The organism is Jeotgalicoccus huakuii, from assembly GCF_036665975.1.
GTDB lineage: Bacteria > Bacillota > Bacilli > Staphylococcales > Salinicoccaceae > Jeotgalicoccus > Jeotgalicoccus marinus.
Window position 1 is genome coordinate 23,573 of sequence record NZ_JAVIYN010000008.1, and the last position, 23,026, is coordinate 46,598.

Annotated in this window: 20 protein-coding genes and 1 pseudogene; 16 read left to right on the forward strand and 5 right to left on the reverse strand. The window is 33.9% G+C overall.

From position 1 onward, the window contains the following. Nucleotides 1-134: 134 nt before the first annotated feature. The 12 genes from V6E76_RS05540 (at nt 135) to V6E76_RS05595 (ending at nt 12,520) form a co-directional block, all read left to right on the forward strand. On the forward strand, nt 135-626 hold the full coding sequence (locus tag V6E76_RS05540) for a competence protein ComK (RefSeq protein ID WP_499797723.1): 492 nt from the start codon (nt 135-137) through the stop codon (nt 624-626). Between the two features lie 4 nt (nt 627-630). Beyond that, on the forward strand, nt 631-2,154 hold the full coding sequence (locus V6E76_RS05545; protein ID WP_247350559.1) for a hypothetical protein: 1,524 nt from the start codon (nt 631-633) through the stop codon (nt 2,152-2,154). Then, complete coding sequence (locus V6E76_RS05550) at nt 2,151-2,966, forward strand: hypothetical protein (RefSeq protein WP_247350562.1); 816 nt, start codon at nt 2,151-2,153, stop codon at nt 2,964-2,966. The genes V6E76_RS05545 and V6E76_RS05550 overlap by 4 nt, the downstream gene beginning before the upstream one ends. Before the next feature lie 79 nt (nt 2,967-3,045). Continuing rightward, on the forward strand, nt 3,046-4,002 hold the full coding sequence (locus tag V6E76_RS05555; protein ID WP_247350565.1) for an acyltransferase family protein: 957 nt from the start codon (nt 3,046-3,048) through the stop codon (nt 4,000-4,002). 168 nt (nt 4,003-4,170) lie between these two features. After that, nucleotides 4,171-4,980 carry an ABC transporter permease gene (locus V6E76_RS05560; protein ID WP_247350568.1) on the forward strand — a complete coding sequence of 270 codons (810 nt, stop codon included), beginning with the start codon at nt 4,171-4,173 and terminating at the stop codon, nt 4,978-4,980. 11 nt (nt 4,981-4,991) lie between these two features. Beyond that, nucleotides 4,992-6,143 (forward strand): glycosyltransferase family 4 protein, encoded by a 1,152-nt coding sequence (locus V6E76_RS05565; protein WP_166627192.1) that lies wholly within the window; start codon nt 4,992-4,994, stop codon nt 6,141-6,143. Then, nucleotides 6,130-6,507, forward strand: a complete 378-nt coding sequence (locus V6E76_RS05570) for a hypothetical protein (RefSeq protein ID WP_026867443.1) — start codon at nt 6,130-6,132, stop codon at nt 6,505-6,507. The genes V6E76_RS05565 and V6E76_RS05570 overlap by 14 nt, the downstream gene beginning before the upstream one ends. Further along, the gene (locus V6E76_RS05575; RefSeq protein WP_026867444.1) at nt 6,500-7,120 is read left to right on the forward strand and encodes a hypothetical protein; all 621 of its coding nucleotides are present in this window, start codon (nt 6,500-6,502) and stop codon (nt 7,118-7,120) included. The genes V6E76_RS05570 and V6E76_RS05575 overlap by 8 nt, the downstream gene beginning before the upstream one ends. Further along, complete coding sequence (locus V6E76_RS05580) at nt 7,120-9,210, forward strand: hypothetical protein (protein WP_247350570.1); 2,091 nt, start codon at nt 7,120-7,122, stop codon at nt 9,208-9,210. Before V6E76_RS05575 ends, V6E76_RS05580 begins: the two co-directional genes overlap by 1 nt. Before the next feature lie 22 nt (nt 9,211-9,232). Further along, entirely contained in the window at nt 9,233-10,141 is a 909-nt protein-coding gene (locus V6E76_RS05585) for an ABC transporter ATP-binding protein (RefSeq protein WP_026867445.1), read from the forward strand. Between the two features lie 12 nt (nt 10,142-10,153). Then, a complete protein-coding gene (locus tag V6E76_RS05590) occupies nt 10,154-10,363 on the forward strand; it encodes a hypothetical protein (RefSeq protein ID WP_026867446.1) in 210 nt (69 codons plus the stop codon). Between the two features lie 9 nt (nt 10,364-10,372). Continuing rightward, nucleotides 10,373-12,520, forward strand: coding sequence for a glycosyltransferase family 2 protein (locus V6E76_RS05595; RefSeq protein WP_247350574.1), 2,148 nt, complete (start codon nt 10,373-10,375; stop codon nt 12,518-12,520). A 15-nt stretch (nt 12,521-12,535) separates the two neighbouring features. Here V6E76_RS05595 and V6E76_RS05600 read toward each other — a convergent pair whose 3' ends face one another. The 3 genes from V6E76_RS05600 to V6E76_RS05610 are packed head-to-tail and all read right to left on the reverse strand — an operon-like array spanning nt 12,536 to nt 14,854. After that, complete coding sequence (locus V6E76_RS05600) at nt 12,536-12,967, reverse strand: GNAT family N-acetyltransferase (protein ID WP_247350590.1); 432 nt, start codon at nt 12,965-12,967, stop codon at nt 12,536-12,538. An 8-nt stretch (nt 12,968-12,975) separates the two neighbouring features. Continuing rightward, a complete protein-coding gene (locus V6E76_RS05605; protein ID WP_247350593.1) occupies nt 12,976-13,440 on the reverse strand; it encodes a DUF2538 family protein in 465 nt (154 codons plus the stop codon). 22 nt (nt 13,441-13,462) lie between these two features. After that, nucleotides 13,463-14,854, reverse strand: coding sequence for an LCP family protein (locus tag V6E76_RS05610; RefSeq protein WP_247350596.1), 1,392 nt, complete (start codon nt 14,852-14,854; stop codon nt 13,463-13,465). Between the two features lie 104 nt (nt 14,855-14,958). On the opposite strand from V6E76_RS05610, the gene V6E76_RS05615 reads away from it, so the two are divergent. The 3 genes from V6E76_RS05615 to V6E76_RS05625 all read left to right on the forward strand — a co-directional run bounded on the left by V6E76_RS05615 (nt 14,959) and on the right by V6E76_RS05625 (nt 20,141). After that, nucleotides 14,959-16,122, forward strand: a complete 1,164-nt coding sequence (locus V6E76_RS05615; RefSeq protein ID WP_247350599.1) for a glycosyltransferase family 4 protein — start codon at nt 14,959-14,961, stop codon at nt 16,120-16,122. Nucleotides 16,123-16,325: 203 nt separating this feature from the next. After that, on the forward strand, nt 16,326-17,360 hold the full coding sequence (locus V6E76_RS05620) for a glycosyltransferase family 4 protein (protein ID WP_499797724.1): 1,035 nt from the start codon (nt 16,326-16,328) through the stop codon (nt 17,358-17,360). A gap of 117 nt (nt 17,361-17,477) precedes the next feature. Then, entirely contained in the window at nt 17,478-20,141 is a 2,664-nt protein-coding gene (locus tag V6E76_RS05625) for a CDP-glycerol glycerophosphotransferase family protein (protein WP_247350603.1), read from the forward strand. A 33-nt stretch (nt 20,142-20,174) separates the two neighbouring features. Here the strand turns inward: V6E76_RS05625 and V6E76_RS05630 are convergent, their stop codons facing one another. Both V6E76_RS05630 and tagD read right to left on the reverse strand, forming a co-directional pair. Beyond that, on the reverse strand, nt 20,175-21,314 hold the full coding sequence (locus V6E76_RS05630) for a CDP-glycerol glycerophosphotransferase family protein (RefSeq protein WP_247350605.1): 1,140 nt from the start codon (nt 21,312-21,314) through the stop codon (nt 20,175-20,177). Next, nucleotides 21,307-21,702, reverse strand: coding sequence for a glycerol-3-phosphate cytidylyltransferase (gene tagD, locus V6E76_RS05635; RefSeq protein ID WP_247350608.1), 396 nt, complete (start codon nt 21,700-21,702; stop codon nt 21,307-21,309). Before tagD ends, V6E76_RS05630 begins: the two co-directional genes overlap by 8 nt. Before the next feature lie 99 nt (nt 21,703-21,801). Here tagD and V6E76_RS05640 point away from each other — a divergent pair. After that, nucleotides 21,802-22,992 (forward strand): annotated as a pseudogene (locus V6E76_RS05640) (CDP-glycerol glycerophosphotransferase family protein); the annotation flags it as partial. Between the last annotated feature and the right edge of the window lie 34 nt (nt 22,993-23,026).

The following is a 23,026-nucleotide window of genomic DNA, read 5'->3' on the forward strand; positions in this document are numbered from 1 at the left end:
TGCTTAAAGTAAAAAATTGAATGTTAAAACAACTTTATGTTACATTTTGTTAAATATATTGTTTAATAATGTTAATTAAGCGCTCTGCAGGTTACAATAAGTGTGTCTTCTAAATTTGATAACGAGGTGACTATATGCTTACTGTTCCAGAATTGACACCCCAAGTCTTATATATTGAGCCAATTTTAGATGTCCATCACTTATGTCAAGCAGTCTACCAGGATAGGAAAGTTTTAAGTAAAAAATCATCTGAACAATGGATAGATGATATATTAATCTATTTTTATTCTTCTAATCTTAAAGTTAAGCGTAAAAATGTTAAACTGATACATAACATACATAAGTTACAACCTATAGTGATTGATGAAAAGTTTCATTTTGTATTATTCCCTTTAAACAGTAGCCGTTTTAAGAATCCTTTTTGGGTAAATTTAAGACAACTTTTAGAGTTTAGACAATCTGGACATCATTTAGTGATTAAATTTGTATCTGGAATGGAAGTCACAGTGGATTATGACTATAAACGTGCAATGAAGCAATATGATAACACCTTACATATATTAGATAGAACGGTTAAACATAATGATATAATGCGGCAGTATTTCACTGACAAAATAACGGAGTGATTAGATGAGTCTATTGCTGGTAACTGGCTTGTATAAACAAGAAGATGGCCGTTTTGTGGGAGGTTATTCCATAGCTGAATTGTTAAGTCAATTTACTAATGATGACATTCACCTGCATACAAACTTTAGTACGACTGAATATAATCAGACGAGAATAATAAAAAAGCAATTGAGACAGCAAGGTATAATTACAGATTATGCAAAATCCGTTGCGGTAGATTACGGTACATTATATGCTGATACTTTTCATGCTGGTTCTAATTTGTTTGAGACTTTTAAGAACAATGAAAAATACTTAAAGAATATTAACCAAATTATATTGACCACTGATATCAATGAACGTGATTATAGAGTGGTTAAAAATTTTGCAGTTAACCATAAGATTCCTATTACTGTCTTTACATGTAATGAATTTAAAATAAGAAATGCTGAAAATATGTCGATTGTTGAAGTGGATGATTCCGGCTTGCCGAATTATCATCTACACAAAGAAAAAATTATTAAGCACTTACAGCAAAACAATATTATTGATACCAAACGTGTGAAACATCGTAACTTGCCACCAACTAAAATAAACAAGGCAGGAAAAAATATTTTACAGTTAATCTTTATCGGTCTCGGTCTATTTCTGGTAGCTTACTTTGGATTTTTACTGATGGACCGATTGAGTGGGACAGAAAGCCATATTGAAAGCAATATAGAGTGGTCACAATCCATTGATCATCCAGACTGCCAGACAGTACTTGAATGTAAAGCGCTCGGGGATTCATATCTCGATGAGCTCAGTACATATATTGATTTTGGTGATGAACCACACATATTCTTTGAAAATCGCTCAAGAGAATATTTTATAGATTATCAGGTTGAAGGTACTGAGTTAACAGATATAACGGTGAAAGGGGACCTACCAGCTGATAATGAAGGTGAGTTTATAGATCTGTGGCACACATTGACAAGGGTATTTCCCGAGCAATATTTAGACGCTATACATACTTACCGTTTGTTCTCTGATGGTGAAGGGAATACTGCAGCTTTTGTTTCAATTGAAAGAGATGGAACGACCTTAGGCATAGATGTCAGAGATAATTTAGACAAACCATCCAAATATAGAAATTTAATCCATGAATTCGGTCACTTATACTCATTACCAATTGATGATTTCACTAATGACTGTGATACTACAGATTTAAACTGTCTAAAGGAAAATACAATTCTCGATGACTTTAGAAATCGATTTTGGAATCAATACGATGAACAGTGGCATGAAAATTCAGGTAAAAGTCAGGCCCAGATTGAAGGATTCTATAATAATAATGTAACTGCATTTTATACACCATACCAAGCGACTAATGTGAAAGAAGACTATGCGATTACTTTCATGCAATTTATTACAGACAAAATTCCTTCTAATAGTTCTCAACTAAGAGATGTTAAAGTACAATCTATGTATGAGAATGATGACTTAGTTGTCATGAGAGTAAATATATTAGAAGCATTTCTGCAGTTGGAGAAGGAGAGAGCATCTTGAAGTTAAAAGTTAAAGTGAAGGATTTTGATCTTGGCGTTTCTATAACTAAGATTGATATCCCCGAAGAATCAACAGTAGACTTTCTATTAGGAAAGTTGTTACAAGAAGGATTAATCTTTGAATCCTATTTGCCGACTATGAAAGTCAATGGCTATTCATATGGGGAAATGCATAAATTAAAGACAAATAGTTTATTTCACGGTTTTGAAAAGGTTGTAATGGCTTCAGACAGAGTAGAACTAACATTAACACAAAAGCGTAATGAGTCGGGACACAAGGCAGGTCAGTTACTCTTAGATTACTCACAGCTAGTCAATGTTATCGACAAATTTAAAGCAGAAGAGAAAGACCCTGAAACATTATATGGAACTGTCTTTTTTATTCAACAGGAAAAACACCAATATTTGGTTCGTTACGAAGAACATGGCTTTGAGTTCTATCACTTCAAATTACAGTATGAAAATGCATTTAAAGATGAGGACCGTTTTCCTTTCTTAATACTGGAATTGAAAACAAAAGAAGAACTCACTAAAAGTGAATTGAAGTGGATTAGAACGATTATGTTTCCTGCAAAAGAAAGAATCAATCCAATCATTCATCTAGAAGTATCGAAGTTGAACCAAGGTATTATTAATGAATTAACTACACTTGTGCACCGTGTGATGGTTGTTATTGGTAAGTTCCAGAGAAATAATACAGATTTCGTTAAAGAGAATAAGTTGCCATCATATGTGCAGCTTAATGAAAAGAACTCTATAGGTTTTGTAGATATGGCTCAGTTAGAACGTATTGTAGAAAGAAGTACAAAATAAAAATATTGTGGTAGTATAATCCAGGTACCATGAAAAAATTTAATTTCTTCGGAGATTAGAGTGTGTAGAGAGTGATTAAGTGAAGAAAGATAGAATTGAATGGATAGATATTGCTAAGGCAATTAGTATTACATTGGTCGTACTTGGACATGCTGGCCACGCTTTTTTAGATATATATTTGGGCTGGTTTAGAATGCCATTATTCTTTTTCTTATCAGGCATACTGTTTAAAGAAATAGAACTGAAAAAATTTCCTATGTGGGCTGGTAAAAAGACCTATCGTATGATGTTACCCTACTTTGTGTACGGTATCGCGATTTTTCTCCTGTTTAACTATGATGATTTAAGTGGGTTCTTCCCGCACTTACAAGCACTCATATACGGTGGGAGTGAGTTACAAGGACCATACGGTATCTTTTGGTTTATAACCGTACTCCTATTAACTCAACTTTTATTTGGTCTCATCAGTAAATTGAATAACTGGTTGAAGTTTATAATTGTTCTAGGATTATTCATACTCGGACATAGTGAGGTAATCACCGCATACAATTGGCCTTGGAATGCGAATGTCGTCATGATTTCATTGTTCTTTTATTCATTAGGAACATTTTGTAAAGATTTTATAAGAAAGTATAAGGACTCTTTAGTGATAGCATTGATTTCCTTAGTCTTAGCCGTTGCTGCCATTTATTTGAATGCATCCGGCTATATGGATTTTTACTTAAATTTAAAAATGAGTTCATATAACTATGTTATTCTTGACTTAATTATCCCATTACTGTTCTTTATGCCAGTAATTTATATCAGTCATTTAATTTCCCTGTTCCCGATAAAAGAAGTGTTTAAAACAGTGGGTAGATACTCGATTGTTATTATGTACTTACACCTTCCTGTAAATATATTTATTAGAACAGTGTTAAACTATGATGTCACAGTTTTCGAATTTACAGCTTTTGGTGTAATTATCACTGTCATACTCGGTTATTTATTTAGCTTAACAAAAACAACAAGGGTATTATTTTTAAGTGCAAAATAATAGGCCATTAATATATCAAATTTTATAACTGCGCTTCGTTTACTCAATTAGTGGTAAAGAGGCGTAGTTTTTACTTTTTCAGTCTAGGGTTTTAAATGACACCTTAGGGGATAACGATTATAATAAACAAGATGTAGAAATATAAACTCATGTATGAGAGGGAAAGCCATGAACCACGTTATTGCATTATTTAGAGAACAATTTCAAAATATTCACCTCATCTGGAAACTATCTATTTATAATGTTAAAAGTGAATATTCTAATCATTACCTAGGCTTATTCTGGAATATATTACAACCGCTAATGCAAGCAGCGATTTACTATTTAATCTTTGGTTTAGGTTTAAGGGGTGCAACTGCACCTGAAGCAGGAATTCCATTTATTGTGTATTTAATTTCAGGTCTGTTCCCTTGGTTATTTATATCACAAGCAATCAATGGTGGATCTAACGCAATTTATGCTCAGCTTGGACTGGTCACTAAAATGAGGTTTCCTTCGAGTGTCTTACTGTCAATTTCATTTACAAATAGTCTGATTAACTTATCATTTATGACATTTATTATTATGGTAATATCGCTAGTTTCAGGATATGTGAATCCACTTTATTTCTTAACTCTAATTTATTTTGTAATCGCATCTTTTTTAATCATTTTTGCGATAAACTTAATAATGAGTACGCTCATTATTTTAGTTCGAGATTTTAGGAATGTGCTACAAAATGTCATTCGGATGGGATTTTTCCTAACACCCATCTTTTGGCAGCCAGGAGAACGTGGGGGATTATTACAGATGATTTCTGATTTAAACCCGTTCGCATATCTAGTGATGAACTTTAGAAATGCTTTAATATATGGAGACGGACTTCTATATGGTAGTTTTGAGCAACATATTTATTTCTGGGGCATTACATTGAGTCTCTTAGTCATTGGTGCTTATCTACACATAAAGTTCCGTTACAAACTAATCGATTACTTATAAGGTGGTAAACCATGCATAATTACCTAATGATATGTAACGCCTACCCAACAATGGGCAATCTATATGCGAATAGTTTTTTGCATAGAAGAGTCAAAGCCTATCAACAAAAGGGCTTATTTGTAGACGTCGTTGTCATTACAACAAAAGTAAAAAAAGATGAATTCTACGATGGGGTTCATATTAAATACATGGATGAATATCAAATTGCATCCTACTTACAAGAACATTCATTTAAGACCGTGTTGTTTCACTTTATTAATCCAAAGATGTTTTATGGCATAGATCAATTACCTAGCCATAGAAAACCGAATATTGTTGTCTGGTTACATGGTTTTGAAGCTGAGGCCTGGCACCGACGTTACTATAACTTCTTAAGTGACGTTGGCCAATTAGATGCTCAACTTCAAAGAAAAGAAATAGTGTTTGAACCGCAAAGAGAGTTTTTAAGAGATATCATGACGAGAGAAGAATTAAACATTAAGTTCGTCTATGTCTCTAAGCGTTTCAAAGAACTTTACGTGGATCCTTTTGTTGGTGTCGTACCAGAACGTAATTATGTCATTCATAACATCATTGATGATGCACTATTTACTTACAAGAAGAAAACTAAGGATGACCGCTTAAATATATGCAGCATCCGACCTTACACAGCAAAAAACTATGCGAATGATATAACAGTTGATGTCATTAAGAAGTTAAGTACAAAAAGGTACTTCAACAAGCTAGAATTTAATCTATATGGTGATGGCAAGCTATTTAATGTAATTACTAACCCTTTAAAGAAGTTTGATAACGTTCATCTTCATAAAGGTTTTGTAAAACAGGATGACATTCCAGAAATCCATCAGGCACATGGCATATTTTTAGGGCCATCTAGACACGACTCACAAGGTGTCTCACTAGGAGAAGCGATGAGTAGTGGCTTAGTTCCGGTAACGAATGCCATTGGTGGTATACCGGAATTTATCGAACATAAGAAGACAGGTATGTTGGCAGAAAGAGATAATCTAGATGACATGGTCGATGCCATTGACTATCTCTATAAACACACTAAAGAATTTAAGAAGATTAGCCAACAAGCTGCAGCAAGTATCCGTAAACAAGCAGGGGTAGAAACCGTTATAAATCAAGAAATTGAGGTGATTACAGATGGCTGGAGTTAATTGGGAGAAAGCATATCACGATTTAGAAGCGCATATAGAAGGCATCCTAATAGAGACAAGTGAGCTCGTAAATAATGCATCACCAAAGTTAAGGCTTAACGATGTCTATATTGAACAAAGTCACACGCTTGATATCATAATTGATGCAACGGGTGAACAGATGGAATATGCAGTTGATTTAATCGACCGAAAAGGGAAGATTGAAACGATAAAAACCGGCTATCAAAAGTCGAATACCTTTAGCTTCGATATTCCAAAAGGCCGATACACGATTACAGCATATGCTAAGGAAAGTCAAAAAGAAAATTCTCGTGTCTTTGATAAATCCACAGTCAATTTTAAGAAGGTGGCGTCAAATGAGTAGGTTTCTCCTTGAATATGATGACAATGAAACTGCTAAGTCAGCGACTCTAGTCTTAGATACCAAAGAAGGATATCAGACTCTATTGTCAAAACTACAACAATATGACACAACGAGATACCTTGACTTAAGGCCTCTGATGGTGATTGATGTTTGGACGATTATTAATGAATTAAAGACTGATAGTGAACTGCAACTCATCATCAACGATGACCAGCTAAATGACACCTTATTAAGTTCAGCTGTAAACATTGCAGATATAGATTATAAATCTGATGCTTTTGTGTTCACACTTGGTGAGAAAAGTGACCATATACTGAAGAAATATCAGCGTTTAAACATTAACATTCAAGAGAAAAATAAATCATATGAGCTTCAGATTGTTGAAAGCTTGCTAAGAGAACAGGGTAAGAACAATGAGAAAATTGCCCAGTTACAAAGAGAGAAGCAATTACTTGAACAATCATCAGGTGCAATCAATGATGATGAACTTGAAACACGTTATTTAGATCTAATGGAAAAATATAAGCAAGCCTTAAAACGACTTGAACAACTCCGTGAATCTAAGCTCGGCAAACTTCAAGTTGCATACTGGAACAAGAAAAGAGGATATTAATGGAGTTAGTTAATAGAGTCAACGTTCAAGATGCTAATTCTGAATATATTAATAGTGTCATTTCTTCATTGTCTCATAAACATAAACAAGGCCTGACCATCATCCAAGAGGTCGTATCAAATACGAATTTCGCTTTAAAAAATTTAGAACAAGTAGCAGGAAGATCTGACCTTGAGATGATCTTGGTCACTTCAGATGACAGAGTTTACGAGTCTCTAAATAGTCATTGTAAAGCTGATAACCAGCTTGTTTTAAAGGGCAATGTTGAAGATGCAAAAGTCTATATCGGCCTTTCGCATGTACTGATTTTAGATGAATCGTTATCCATTAAACTAGGTGATGAAGCCTTTCGATTAGAAGCGGATAAGTTATATCTCATCGATGTAGATAATAATGAATCAGTCGATGCTAAAATCTATCAGAAATTTTTATCAGACAATCATATTGAAGACTATAAATTTGATGGCTTTACCATCGATAAAATCATTAAAGAGACCAACTGTCTAATACCGAGTGATTTAATTTTCTACCATGAATTTAGTGAGAACATTACATTTAGATTCAATGTTTGGATGACAAACTTACTTGCTCTAGTAAATCTTAATGGTCATGTTAGAAGAAGTGATTCACTAAAGGTTTCAGGGAAGTTATCTCGTGGGTTAACAAATGACTTAGATGGCATTATCAATCTAATTAAATACGTGGATAACATACTACAAAAACGTTTTGATGATGAAGTTGCAGGCGTATTGAATCACTTCAATAAGATGTTTACGTCTCATTTAAGAAACTACATTGATAAGGGTCTTATTTCAAAGGATGAATTAATTGAGAAATTGAAATCCTATGGTATTAAGAGCATTTATTATGCAGCCTTAAATAAGGGCGATGCTAAAAAATTAGTCTTGGCTTATTGTTTCCCTCCGTTTAACGACACGAGTGGTAATGTGATGGCAAAACGTATTTTTGAAGACAAACAAGTCGTGGATGTGATTTCCAATGACATGAGTAGAATTAGAAAAAAAGACCAAAAACTCATGAACATTATGAGTCACTTATTAGATTCGCAAATTGTTTTAAATGGTGCCCAGGCCTTTAGTAGTTGGCAAAGTATCGAAGATTATATAGATGGTGTGTTACATGCATACAAGATGTACAGTGACAAGTACGATGAAATGTACTCTCGTGTTATGTTTCCACATTCTCACTTCGCAGCATTCGAATTAAAGAAAATTAACCAATCAATTAAATGGGTTGCAGAGTTTTCAGATCCCTTGGTAACAGATGTGTCTTCTAATTTAAGGCATGCACCTATTGAAGATGATGACTATATCGAAGATTTAAAAGCCTTTGTTGGGCCAAAATATAGTGATTTAATTGATGACAATTCATTTAATGTCTGTGAAGTTGTTGCTTTCTTGTATGCTGATGAACTCATCTTTACAAACAAATATCAGCTAGATTATATGCTTTTAAGGTATGATGAAGATATTCAAGAATTGGTCAAATCAAAGGCAATTATTAGTCAGCACCCAACCTTACCTAGAGATATGTATCAACTCGTGAAATCCTTCTATAAGGTTGAACAGGATAAGATCAATATTGCATACTTTGGTAATTTTTACGATACCCGTGGTTTTAGACAAATCGAATTAGTGGCGAAATACCTATACGAAGCCAATATTAATAACTTTACGATTCACGTGTTTACTAACTTAAACCGTAAGACGATGAGATTTTACAATCAAAGCGCCTTTAAGGATTACATTGTGATGAACCAATATGCACCGTACTTCGAGTTTTTAAACTTAACAGACCTAATGGATGCATTATTAATATTTGATGCAGAAACAGTTGGCATTAAACCATATAATCCATATGTGCCTTCAAAACTCAGTGATTATCGTGGTAGTCTTTCAAATATTTGGGCATTTACTGAAAGAGAGAGTATTTTAGACCAGACGGATGAAGAGAAGCTGTATATTACAAGACAACACGATTATCAAAAGTATGCATCGACCTTTAAACAGCTCGCTAACGATATAGATAAAACGACTTATCAAGTAAAAAACATCAAGTGTTCTAAATAACACTCGAGATGGAAGTGATTAAATGACTTATAAAGTAAAAGTAAATAATGTCTCTAAAGTATTTAATACAACGAGCAAGCAAAGGAAATTATGGAAGATTCTATTTCCATTTTTAAATAAAGAAGAAGCATATTACTATGCTTTAAAAGATGTATCATTTGAAGTCGAACCTGGAGACTCTGTCGGTATTGTTGGACTTAATGGTTCAGGGAAATCGACCTTATCTAACTTACTAGGCGGTGTCACATCACCTTCAACAGGAGATATTTATGTCGATGGTAAACCGTCTTTGATTGCAATTTCTGCGGGCTTAAACTTTGAATTAACAGGTGAAGAAAACATTCATATGAAGTGTTTGATGCACGGTTTGAGTGAGAAAGAAATCGAAGAGCGTTATGATGATATTGTGCAGTTCTCAGAACTTGAGGACTTCCTAGATCAACCGATTAAGAACTATTCAAGCGGGATGATGTCAAGACTGGGCTTTGCTATTGCAGTGCATACTGATCCAGATGTACTTATTGTGGATGAGGCACTGTCAGTCGGTGATGATACTTTTGCTAATAAGTGCATTGAGAAGATGAAAAGCTTTAGAGAAGAAGGCAAAACAATCTTTTTTGTCAGTCACTCTATACCTCAAATACAGAAAATGTGTAATAAGGCAGCATGGATTCATTTTGGAGAACTAAAAGAATATGGAGATTGTATTCCAGTAGTCGGACTATATGCTAGATTTGTCAGAGGATACAACATAAAACCAAAACATGTTCAAAAACGCTATAAGAAAGCAATGGTTGATGGTCAACGTGCCTCACAAGCACCGATGGAGAAAAATGACACAAGGTTTGGTATAGGTAACGGCATGCTTTTAAGTCTTCTATCAGTTATTATAGTGATTATGGGATACTTACAAGCGTTACAATATTTATAAGGTGTATGTGATATGGAAAAATTAACTTATGAAGAATTAAAAAACTTAGCTTTGGAGTCACTTAATAAAGAAGAACGCGCACTAAATGAACTTAAAAATATTGATAGACAAATATCAGTATTAAAAAATGAAAATGACAGGTTAAATCGTCAAATTAAAAAATATCAAAGTTTTTTTCCTATTAAATTAGGTTTGAAGATGAAAAAGTTTGTCGGAAAGTAGTGTATGAGTATGTCTAATTTAAAAATTAGAGAGCGTTTAAAACAAATAAAAAAAATTAAAAACTCCATACTAAATGACCAACAAGTACCTGAGGAACAATCACCTTTCCCTGTAGTTGACCTATCTCATGGTGTCAGTGTAATTATACCTGTCCACCGTGGTGAAGATTTTATAAAAGAATTAATTGAATCCATTACAAAACAATCTCTTGATAGTAGATACTTCGAAGTGTTGTTTATTTTCAATGGAGAATACGAAGCTTCAGAAGAAATATTTAACAGTTTAGATAAGCCTTTTAAACATAAAGTCTTGTATGCAAAACAAGGTGTCGGACGTGCAAGAAATCTCGGAATTAACAATGCATCATTTGCATATATTACTTTTTTAGATGTAGATGATACCTTATCTGTAGACTATTTAAAACATGCCTTAGAAGAAGCGGAACCATATACTATTGTACTTAATCAATTACATGAGATTGTAGATGGCAGAGACGATCATGGTAATAATGTCATCAATAGAGAACTTAAAAATAAAAACCAATATCCAGATCAATATTTTGATGTGGGTAAGAACTTATCTTTAAACGGTGCAAAAGTTGTACCAACAAGTTTCTTATTGAATACACAATTCGATGAAGAATTAAATAATGGCGAAGATGTTGCCCTATATGCTGAAATTGTTACTGTCTTTAAACCGATTGTGAAGATTAATCAAAAAGAGGCAATCTACTATCGATATAAAGGGCAGGGTACTTTATCACGTGCGAAGGTAACCTTCCAATTTAATGTTCTAGATAGAATACATGTCATAGATGCAATGCAAGAATTGTTACGTTATGAAGATGATTTAGATGTTAGAAATCTCTTGATAGATAGAATGCGTTCGCAAGCATTATTTATAAACAAGTATCTAGTGAATAATATGGACGATTATTCTAAGGTGACGGACTTAATTCGTTATAAACAAGACGAATTTTACCCATATCAACAGGTGAATAAGGAGCTTAGTAAAACCTTATATGTATCTTACTGTTTCCCACCATTTGTTGATACAAGTGGTGTGGTTATGGCTAAGCGTATTAATGAAAAAAAACAGCCGGTAGACGTCATCTACAATGACATGACGTCTGTACGCGGTATGGACCCTTCACTTGAATTCATTGCAAATCCATATATTGATTCGAGTCACATGATTAATTCAGTATCGTCATTTTCTAATCCACAGCACATAAAAGCTTTTGTAGAAAAGGCGCTTAACCGAACTGATTTAAACAAATATGATGAAATATACTCACGGGCACTCTGGCCAGGATCTCATATGGCTGCATTTGATCTAAGAGAAGCGGGGAATAATTTACGCTGGGTTGCTGAATTTTCAGACCCAATTCTCCAAGATATAAAAAATGAAGAAAGAAAAGGGACTTACTTTACATTAAAAGAAGTCAAAAAGCTACAAGCACAGGCACCTGAAGATTACGGTAAGTATTTTGATACTAATCTTTTTAACATGTGCGAAGTTTTACCTTTTGTTTTTGCAGATGAAATTGTATTTACAAACTTGAATCAGCAACAGTCTATGTTAGCGCGTTTTGATGATAATTTTAGAGAAATGGTTGAATCAAAATCGACAATCTCAATACACCCATCATTAGATGAATATTACTATAATATTGAAAAACATTATGTCAATCTAGACCAGAATGAATTTAATATTGGATATTTTGGTAACTTCTACGAAACAAGAAGTGCCAACGATATATTAAGCATCGCCAAACAGATACAAACATTAAATTTAAAAGCAAAACTATACATTTTCACTAATAATACTTCTAAAGTTAGAAGTGAGGTTATTAAAGAAGGTGTATCAGAAATTGTAAATGTTTATACTTACCTAAAGTATTTTGAATTTCTAAATGTAACAAAAGACTTTGATTGTCTGATATTAAGTGATGCGAACACGAAAGATTATAAGAAAATTAATCCTTACTTACCATCTAAATATAGTGATTATATTACTTCAGGAAGTCGCATTTGGGGTTTATATGAAAAAGGTAGCGTACTTCAACAATTAATTGAGGAAGATAATTCATTATTTGGAAGTGAGTTAAGTGATACAGAAAAAATTGAAGAAATATTAAAATCATTTAATATATAAAAAACAGCTGGAAGTTTATACTTCCAGCTGTTTTTCCATATATTTGTGGGGAATCCCTGCATCGTCAAACTCATCTGATGTAACTTCGTATCCCATCTTTCCATAGAAATTCAGGGCATGGACTTGTGCACCGAGTTTGGTTCTTTTAAATCCATTTTCTTCTGCATGAATGTGGGCAAAGTTCATCAATGCTTGTCCTAGATGAAGGCCACGAGCAATTTTTCTAACTGCCATACGTTCTATCTTAGCGGTACCATTACCAATGTCGCGGTATCTTACAGTACCGAGGGGACGGTCGTCCATTAATAGTATGATATTTACGCTTTCTTTTTCGAATTCATCGACCTCTATTTCTAAAGGTACATTCTGTTCTTCTACAAATACTTCTTTTCTAATTTCTAAACAATCATTGTAATACTTGTTGTCATCACTAATTTTTAATTCCATATAATCACCTACATTGCATTTTTTCTTCTTATAATCGTATACTGCCAAAATACTTTTAACTGTTCGATGTTCCAGTACTCTAAGCCGAGTGAAAGGGCAGGGCGAGTATTAAACTTAATGTTACTAGCTTCCGCTGCTGCAAGTGCAATGTATTGAATATGGGGTCTAAGTTTCTTAAAAGGTGCTGATAAACGACCATTGTCTGAAATCCAGTCAATAGGATGAATACATTCAAAGATATCAACAACCTCATAGACTTCAGGCAGGGCTGTTACATAACATGCTGCGTCAACTTCTGTATTGGCCTCACTCTCAGAAAAATAACTCCTGAGAGAAAGATACAATTCCTTATGTCTATGATTTACATAGAAATATTCATTTTCAATTTTTGGTGTTTTACTATCCTTAAGTAGTGTTTCTAGACTATCCATCATTTCTTTAATATTTGTAACTTTGTCATGTGATTTTCTCAAGCGAATCACCTCACATCATGATTTAGTAGTAATTCCCGTTTTCATTAGTGTTGTTTTGATCGCCTTCAATGTAGTTGCCGTAGCTATCGTAGTAACCACCAGATTCTTGACCTTGATTAGGATTATCATAATAACCGTTATTATTATTCTGACCTTCCTCGTATTGGCCTTCATTGTACTGACCTTGACCCTGACTATCCTCGTTTGCTCCATTTTGTTCAGGTGTATTTTGTTCTTCTTCGGTGTTATTTTCAGGATTTTCTTCTAAATCTGTCTCACCTTCGACATCAGATTCTTCATAGTCGAATTCTTCAGTATCAAAGCCATCGCCATAAGGACTTTCATATCCTTCTTCGGCATAATAAGGCAATTCTTGTGGCTCGTATTCTTCCATAGTATAGTCATCAAAATACTCATAAGGGACGAGGTATTCTCTTAGTCTAATATTAATTAAATCGTTAGGAGCAGAAGGGTCCATTTCCAAAATAGAACGGATAGTGTTTGATAGGACAAATAGGTGTTCTTCATCTGCTTGATAGAAGTAACCACCATTCTGTGCCCAATAGTCAGTTCCTCTTAATTGTGTCGAATCAAAAGTAATATCATTAAAAGCATAATAAGAAGCGATACTTCTTATTTCACCAGTCGTAAAGCTGTGACGGGTATTATCTGCTACAACTTCAATTAAGTCATCGATTTTATTTAAACCACCGGACGATTTAACTTTATTTAGAACGGCTTCAATTAATTCAATCTGTCTGTTACCACGGCCTAGGTCAGAGTCGACTCGACGGCTTCTTACAACTGCAAGTGCTTCTTCACCATCTAATTCTTGAGTGCCAGCTTCTAGTTTGACACGACCCGTATCGTTTTGGTTTGGTTCATTCATGTCAAATGGAACATCGAACTCCACTCCTCCGACAGAGTCGACGATGTCAACGACACCAGCCATATTGAGTCTCACATAGTAATCTACAGGCACATTCAGGAGATCCTCAACTGATTCCATAGAGCCGCTCGGACCACCGTACATATGAGCATGGTTGATTTTATCGAAGTAGCCTTCTGTATCAAGGTACGATAGTGTATCTCTCGGAATATTCACAAGTTTTACATCGTCTTCATTCTTATCGAAGGTCGCTAGAATCATACTATCAGTTCTAAAATTATCACCTTCAAGGTTGTCTTTTTCTGCCCTTGATTCGTTTTCATCAGTCCCTAAAATAAGCACTGTAAAACTATCTTCTACTGAAGCATCTTCCTCTCTTAAATCTGAACGCTCCCTGTCTGTTGGTTCATAAGAATTTGAGACACCTTTATCGAATGTATTATAAAGACTGAAAATGTATATCCCAACGCCAATTAGTACAATTAATAGGACAACGACAATTGTCCAAAAGATTTTTTTAGTCAAAATAAAGTCTCATTTCTGCTTTAGATTTTAAAATAGATTAAACTCTATTATAATGTGTTATAAACGTAAGTTAAAATAATATCTTAAAATACTGAGGGAATCAAATGAAAAGTGTAACGATGTTTGTTTGGAATAATTTTATAAATGATGCGCGTGTGCTACGTGAAGCCAAAGCGCTCGCTGAGCTTGATTATACTGTAACTATTATAGCAAAAAAAGAATTGACTGAGATGAAACTAAAACCAGTTGAAGAAATTGAAAAGAACATAGTGGTCAATCGTCCGTTAAAGTATGAGTTACCACAATTTTTAACGTCTAAATTAAAGTCATCTATCTTATCAAAGCATATTCCTAATGCACTCTTGATGTTTAAGATGATCATATTAGGTCGACGCTATAAGACTGATGTGTATCATTCACATGATCTTAATACATTAATTCAAGGCATTGCCTCAGCGAAATTACGTCTTAAGCCAAAGAAACTTATCTATGATTCACATGAAGTACAAACAAGTCGTACACACTATAACTTTAATAAGATATATAAAATCGAAAAATTTCTTTTAAAATTTGTCGACGAAGTTATTGTCGAAAATGAAACGCGTCGTGATTATCATTATGATCTTTATAAGGAAAAACCACTGGCTATACATAACTATTCTGAACTTTATAATATAGATGACTACGAAACGTATCCTCTAAGGGAAAAGTATCATGTGGCGGATGAGACTAAAATTGTCCTCTACCAAGGTGGTATGCAAGAAGGAAGAGGTCTGTTTAAACTTCTAGAATCCTTCAAAGATTTAGAAGGCGCGGTTTTATTTATGATTGGTGACGGTAAGGAAAGAAATAATCTTATCTCTAAGATGAAAGCACTCAATTTAGAAGAAAAAGTAATCTTCATCGAGCGTGTACCGTATGCTGATTTAAGAAAATACACAAAGGCTGCTGACATTGGTATTCAATTTCTAGAGAATACCAATTTTAATCACTATTCAGCGTCATCAAATAAGCTCTTTGAGTACCTGATGGCACATGTACCTGTACTGGGTTCTAAGTTGCCTGAAATAGAACGAGTGATTAAAGGGGAAAAAGTTGGTTTAACTGTCGAAGCAGGTGACACTAAAGCCCTTAGTGAAAAATTACAGAAATTAATCGATGATGACGACTTAAGAACGCATTTTAAAGAAAATACAAAGGCAGCGAAATATAAGTATAATTGGGAAGTGGATAAAACTATCTTACAAGACTTATATGAAAAACTTTGATTTTATTAAGGCTTTAGCTTTGTTATAATTAATAGACATAAAAAATTGACGATAGGTGACCTATGAAGATTTTACTAATCACACAAAACTTTTACCCCGAAATCGGGTCGGGTGCCAATAGATTGAAAAATTTATATCGATATCTATCTATAAATAATGAGGTGGAAGTGTTGACGACACATCCCTCATATCCTAATCAAAAAATGTATGATGAGGAAAAGTATTGGAATAATGCCCAGATGAATGAGTCAAGTGACATCATGCGCTTGAAAATGCGTACTGATAAGCAAAGTAAATCGATGGCAATGCGCCTATTGTATTATTTCGAGCTTGCCTACAAGGTGAGAGTATACGTCAAGAAGTACCAGCATTTATATGACGTGGTGTACGTTACAACACCTAATATCTTTATACCTTGGGCAGCATTCTTCCAAAAGAAAAACAAACAAGTAAAACGAATATTAGAAGTACGTGATCTCTGGCCAGATAGCGTTAAAGATATCGATAAGATGAATATTGATTTATTCTACCCAGTTTTAAAATTTATGGAGAAGATGCTCTATAAAAAATCGGATAAAATCGTCATTAATAATGAGGGGTTTAGGTCCTATATTAGTAATATTTTGCCGAAAAAACCTCAACTATACTTACCTAATGCATTTACAGAAGAAGAAGTTGCATTCGAAGTGGCTCCGGATAATTTCAGAGTCATCTATACAGGAAATATTGGATTTGCACAAAGTTATGAAAAGCTTCAGGAGATGGCCCATCAACTTGAAAAGGAAAAAATTCACTTTAAAATTATTGGGTATGGTGTAAATGCACATCTTTTTCAATCATATATAGAGTACAATGATTTTAAATATGTGACCTTTGAAGAGGAAAAAACAAGGGAAGAGTGTCTAATAGATATTCGCTCATCTAATGTTCAGCTGTCTATCTTAAAAGAGAGTGATGTCTTTTTAACGGTCTTACCAGGGAAGGTTATCGACGGTATTGCTTCAGGTGTACCAGTTGTGACTAATCTAGGCGGTTATACAAGCACACTCATAAATAGTAATTTGGTCGGTTATGCTAAAGAAAATGCAACGACAAGTGAGCTTGTACAAGCAATTAGACAAATTAAGAATGATAAAGCTCATGAAAATTTACTTAGAACAAATGCGAGAAATCTATTAGAATCAGATTTTCTATGGGAAAGAAACATTAAGAAATTAGAGAATTTCTTAGAGAATTAAGAGTTTGAACAACTACTTGTTGTTCAGGCTCTTTTATTAATGTAATGTAAAGATATTTTCATGTAAAATGAACTTATCAATAACAATAGTTTCCATTAATATTTAGGAGTTTTAAAAATGAGTTCATTCAAAAATAGATTGAGAACCATGATACCAAAAAGTATGCGTGAATTAATAATTAAAAAAGTGTCTGTAGAGGGTATCTCTGTTTTTGAAGAGATGATTGTCATCAATTTATCTTTAAGGCATTTTTATAATATTAATTCTAGTAAGTCTGTCGTCTTCACCTTATCTAACGGTGCTTATAATGTGCCCTTAGACTTTGAATTAAATAAAAATAGTGTATCGCTTATTTTGACAAATGATATCTTTGAGCATTTAGAAGGTAACTCAACTATTAAAATGAGTTTTGAAGGAAAAAACATGATTATACGCATGAGTAATAATCTTCAAACAAAAACTTCATTTTTAAAGAATCAGCAATACTATAACCTACTTGTTAATGGGACAATCATTCTTGAACAGCTATTTAATGAATACACTTTTAATGAAGAGAGCATTGAAGTCAATGATATTTCAGTAGCCTATGAAAGAATGTCAGTATCGGTAAAAGAGAGCTTCTATAAAAATGCATGCCTTGCGCTCCTATACCCTAACAAAATTGTCGAACTTGGTGAAAAATCAAGTGGTCAAAATATTACAGCGGACGATTTCACATATGTAACAATGGGAAGAGCGACCTTATGTATTTTAGAAGATTTGGTGATAACACCAGTCTCTTATACAGGGTCAAAGAAAACTCTTAAAACTAAATCGCATCATTTAGCAGTAGAAAATTACAATGGAGAATCCTTGGTGTTTATCGAGAATCACAGTGTGATATTAACTGATATTCAAAGTAAGGTTTCTAGTGATTACATGCAGCTTATCTTTAAGTGCGATATTGGTGAAGGTGTCGACTCTGTTATTCTAAATGACACTGTCACTAATGACGCCACAACATTTGATGTCAGTGTTGATAGCACCGGATTGTATTATACAAACATCCCATTTGAGGAATTGTTGGATGGTTTTTCTAGAAAGAGATTTAGCATTTTAAGTCGAGGCAATGAACCTGTTATTATGCAACCTGATTTAAGTGACTATGAAAATTCGAAAATCGGAGAAAGGCACCTAATTTCTTATCACTATGAAAATATAAAAATATGGTTGTATAGAAGGAAGGATCAAGGTTTAGGTTTTAATTTGACTCGTCCAAGAATTAAGCGACAAGTCACAGAAATAGAAAACTTCCACCTTAAAGGTTATACGAGAGGTAGAGAGAACTTTACTGAATCAAGTATGTTCATGATATTCGAAGATCGATATTCAAAGGAACAAGCGCTTGTACCAATTGATGTAGAATTTAATATGGATCTATCTGGGGTTGATTTAAAGGGACTTAAAAGTAAGGATAAGACAATTATAGATATCTTTATTGGTATGGTGCATGAGAATGGGGAAATTATTAGAAAAGAGAAGATTAAATATAAGTACTCAGACTATAAGAAAGATAATTACTATGGTGTAAAAACAGAGAAAGATGGAGAAGGCAATACACATTATTTCTTAGTGACGACTACACCATTTAATAATCTAAAAGTTGAAAGTTTCGTCATTCCAAAAGGTGTACCATTGCCAATGGAAAAACCTGAAAAAGATTTTTCAACTTGGTTAGTTGGAGAGCGATATGACACTGCTCAAGACAACGGATATGCTTTTTACAAATATTTAAGAGAAAACACAGATATCAATGCTTATTATGTCATTGAAGACACTGCACCTGACTATAAGAATATTTCATCAGACCCTAATGTGCTGGCCTTCGGTTCTAATGCACATTATCAGATTTCATTTAAAGCTGGCGTCTTATTAGGGACACATGATTTAGAAAATCTCTTACCGTATAAACCCGCAAGAGGTTTCTTTAACTACGAAGACACTATAAAAGTATTTTTACAACATGGTGTATTAGGTCGTAAGAGAGTGGAATATCACAGAAAGTACTATGATTTACCATTTAATTTATTTATTGTTTCGAGCACACCAGAAAAGGAGAATGTAGTTGTGAAGAAGCTTGGCTACTATGAAGATGAAGTAGCTGTTACAGGCCTTGCACGCTTTGATTCACTTCCAAGGGGGAATAAGACAAGGGATATCCTTCTAATGCCAACTTGGCGTGATTGGATTAATACAGATGAGCAGTTCCTCTCAAGTCAATACTTTAACAACTACAACAATCTGATTCACAATGAAAGATTGATTAAGCTCTTAGAAGACAATGATGTTAGATTAAACTTTTACCCGCACTATAGAGCTCAGATGTACTTTAACAATGAAATCCTAAATCCAAGTAAAAATATAAACTTTATTCAGTTAGGGTCTAAGACTGTTCAAGACTTGCTAATCGAGCATTCCTTGTTGATAACAGATTACTCAAGTGTAAGCTTTGACTTTACGTTAATGAATAAGCCGGTAATCTACTATCATTTTGATGTGAGAAAGTTCTTTAGACAAGGTAAGTTAAGACCTTTATATCAAACTTTTATTGGTAGTATTGCGAGAACAGAAGATGAATTAGTAGATCTGATTCAACAGCAAATTCATTTAAACTTCAAACCAGGAGATATTGATATATCAGGCATTTTTGATTATCAAGACCATAATAATTCACAGAGAATATATCATAGTGTGTTAGAGAAGATTACTGAATTAGAACAAACTGATGACGAGGTTAACTAAAATAAGGACATGGAGTCATATGATTCCATGTCCTTATTTATACAGTGTTTGGATAAGTTTTTTTGTTGCTTGACCATCAGCATATTGATTTACTCTATGATTGAATTGCTTAACTTCATCCAGAACGTATTTCTCTGCTTTTAAAACGGATATTAAATCTGAGTTTGTTTTCACAACTGGTCCTGGCATATACTTTTCATAGTCGAACCAAATGCCTTTTTGTTCTTCATATGTGTCGATGTCGTAAACAAAAAACACCATCGGTTTATTGAGGATGGAATATTCAAATGGGATGGACGAATAGTCTGTGATTAGTATGTCTGATGTTGCCATCAAGTCTTCTATTTTATAGCCATGACTGACATTTTTAACGAAATTAGAATCATCTATCCTACATTCCTGTACAGCCGGATGCAGCTTCACTAAAAAGCAATAGTCTGGTAATGCTTGTTCAAGCTGCTTAAAATCGAGTGGTAACTTATATTCATCTAACTGACCATCTCGATAGGTAGGTGCATAAAGCACGACTTTTTTCTCATTGGGTATTTTGAGTTTTGACCTTATTTCTTCACGTCGCTGTGATACGAGTGTTTGATTAAAATAATAGTCCGTTCTCGGTAAACCCGTCTTTAAGATATTTTCATCTCTTAAATCAAAGGCTTCTTTAAAGATATAAGCCATATCATCTGAAGATACAACCACCTTATGAAATCTCTTGTAGACCTCTCTAAAGCGTTCATGGGCACTTTTAGACCTTGTTTTAATGGTTTTGTCTCTAAGTCCAAAATATTTTACTGCACCATTAGCGTGCCACAGTTGAGTGCAGGTGACCTCATCTTTAAAGTCACAAGCAGCAAGTTCCACTTGATAGTTATCGATAAAAATATGCTTGCTCGTTGCAAGGTAATAGATTCCTCTTATAAAGTGAATCGGTTGTTTTATCGAAAAGTTGAGTGTGATTTTCGCCTTTCTAAAGCTGAGTTTACAAGATTGTGACTTAAGAACAATAATGTCTAGTGATGTTTCCTTATGGACTTCATCGATGACATGCTTAATATTGTCGCCAAAAGAAGCGAGCATCACTGTACGATCTTTTAATGGTCCGGTTTTAAAGACCTCGAACAAGCATCGTATAAAGGCTAAATACAGACTTATAGCGAGCTCTTTAAGCATCTGAACCCTTTAGTTCTTCTTTAATTTTGGTTGTTGAAATTCCACTTGTTCTTGGTAAGTAAACGACTTCACATTGGTCTTTTAAGAAGTCGAATTCTCCTTCCCAATCATTCCCCATAACAAAGACATCGATATTATGTTTTGTAACATCCTTTTTCTTTTGATCCCAAGAATCTTCACCAATGACTTCATCCACATAGCGGATGGCTTCTAAGATTTGCTTTCTTTCTTCAAATGAATGATAGGCTTCTTTATGTTTAAGCATATTAAATTCATCTGTAGATACAGCAACAACTAAATAGTCCCCTAATTCCTTTGCTCTTTTTAAAATATTAATGTGACCTGTATGTAATAGGTCGAACGTTCCATATGTTATGACTTTTTTCATGATAAATTTCCTCCAATTAAGGCAATGTTAATCTATTTTGTAGTATTATGAATTATAGCATAATATTATATTGAATATGATTCAGGTGTGGTGAAAATGAAAAAATTAAAAAGTTTAGGCTTAAAATTATATAAAGCATCATTTTGGTTATGTGGTAAATTATTTAATAAGGATCACTCCTTGATTATCTTTGAGAGTTTTCTCGGCAAGCAGTATAGTGACAATCCAAGAGCGCTGTATGAATATATGTCTATACATCATCCAGAATACAGACTCTTATGGAGCGTTGATAAGCGTTATGCTGAAACATTTGAACACTATGACCTACCCTACATTAAGAGATTTTCATTGAACTGGATGATTTATATGAATAAGGCGACACTTTGGATTACAAATAGTCGACTACCGCTCTGGATACCTAAACCTAAGACGACGACTTATGTTCAAACTTGGCACGGGACTCCACTAAAAAAATTAGCAACAGATATGGATGAAGTTTACATGCCTGGTACAAATACAGAAAAGTATAAGCGTAACTTTACAAAAGAGTCGGCTAAGTGGGACTTTTTAATATCTCCCAATGAATATTCAACGGAAATATTTAGACGTGCCTTTCAATTTGATAAGACAGTATTAGAGACTGGTTATCCAAGAAATGATTTCTTATACACAAATAGTGACGAAGCGGCCGTTAGTAATCTTAAAAAAGAAATTAACCTACCAGAAGATAAGAAAGTTATTCTCTACGCACCGACTTGGAGAGACGATTCCTATCATGCTAAAGGACGTTACAAATTCAATTTAGAATTTGATTTGAAAAAAATGTATGAAGCTTTGGGTGAGGATTATGTTATCGTACTTCGTCTACATTATCTCGTCAGTGAAAACTTAGATATATCAGAATATGAAGACTTTATATATGACTTTTCTAAGTATGAAGATATCAGAGGACTATATTCTATTTCAGATCTACTGATAACAGATTATTCATCTGTTTTCTTCGATTATGCGAACTTAGAACGTCCGATGATTTTCTATGTTTACGACATTGATAACTACCGAGATAAACTCCGTGGCTTCTACTTCGACTTTGAGAACAAGGCGCCGGGACCACTCGTGAAAACAACTGATGCTTTAATTAATGCAATTAAAGAAACGGAAAACTCAGATTTTAATGAAACCTATAATACTAAATCGTTTAGAGACAAGTTCTGTTCATTAGAAGATGGACATGCTTCTGAAAGAGTGGCAGAGGAAGTTATTTGTCATCTAAGAAATAAGATTGTATAATGCACCATTGATGAAAAATTGAGGTTGTGACTAA

Bases quoted from the DNA above. Each gene is read 5' to 3' on its own strand.
- V6E76_RS05540 (WP_499797723.1), top strand. From the start codon at position 135: ATGCTTACTGTTCCAGAATTGACACCCCAAGTCTTATATATTGAGCCA.
- V6E76_RS05545 (WP_247350559.1), top strand. From the start codon at position 631: ATGAGTCTATTGCTGGTAACTGGCTTGTATAAACAAGAAGATGGCCGT.
- V6E76_RS05560 (WP_247350568.1), top strand. From the start codon at position 4,171: ATGAACCACGTTATTGCATTATTTAGAGAACAATTTCAAAATATTCAC.
- V6E76_RS05565 (WP_166627192.1), top strand. From the start codon at position 4,992: ATGCATAATTACCTAATGATATGTAACGCCTACCCAACAATGGGCAAT.
- V6E76_RS05570 (WP_026867443.1), top strand. From the start codon at position 6,130: ATGGCTGGAGTTAATTGGGAGAAAGCATATCACGATTTAGAAGCGCAT.
- V6E76_RS05575 (WP_026867444.1), top strand. From the start codon at position 6,500: ATGAGTAGGTTTCTCCTTGAATATGATGACAATGAAACTGCTAAGTCA.
- V6E76_RS05580 (WP_247350570.1), top strand. From the start codon at position 7,120: ATGGAGTTAGTTAATAGAGTCAACGTTCAAGATGCTAATTCTGAATAT.
- V6E76_RS05585 (WP_026867445.1), top strand. From the start codon at position 9,233: ATGACTTATAAAGTAAAAGTAAATAATGTCTCTAAAGTATTTAATACA.
- V6E76_RS05590 (WP_026867446.1), top strand. From the start codon at position 10,154: ATGGAAAAATTAACTTATGAAGAATTAAAAAACTTAGCTTTGGAGTCA.
- V6E76_RS05595 (WP_247350574.1), top strand. From the start codon at position 10,373: ATGTCTAATTTAAAAATTAGAGAGCGTTTAAAACAAATAAAAAAAATT.
- V6E76_RS05600 (WP_247350590.1), bottom strand. From the start codon at position 12,967: ATGGAATTAAAAATTAGTGATGACAACAAGTATTACAATGATTGTTTA.
- V6E76_RS05615 (WP_247350599.1), top strand. From the start codon at position 14,959: ATGAAAAGTGTAACGATGTTTGTTTGGAATAATTTTATAAATGATGCG.
- V6E76_RS05620 (WP_499797724.1), top strand. From the start codon at position 16,326: ATGTATGATGAGGAAAAGTATTGGAATAATGCCCAGATGAATGAGTCA.
- V6E76_RS05625 (WP_247350603.1), top strand. From the start codon at position 17,478: ATGAGTTCATTCAAAAATAGATTGAGAACCATGATACCAAAAAGTATG.
- V6E76_RS05630 (WP_247350605.1), bottom strand. From the start codon at position 21,314: ATGCTTAAAGAGCTCGCTATAAGTCTGTATTTAGCCTTTATACGATGC.
- tagD (WP_247350608.1), bottom strand. From the start codon at position 21,702: ATGAAAAAAGTCATAACATATGGAACGTTCGACCTATTACATACAGGT.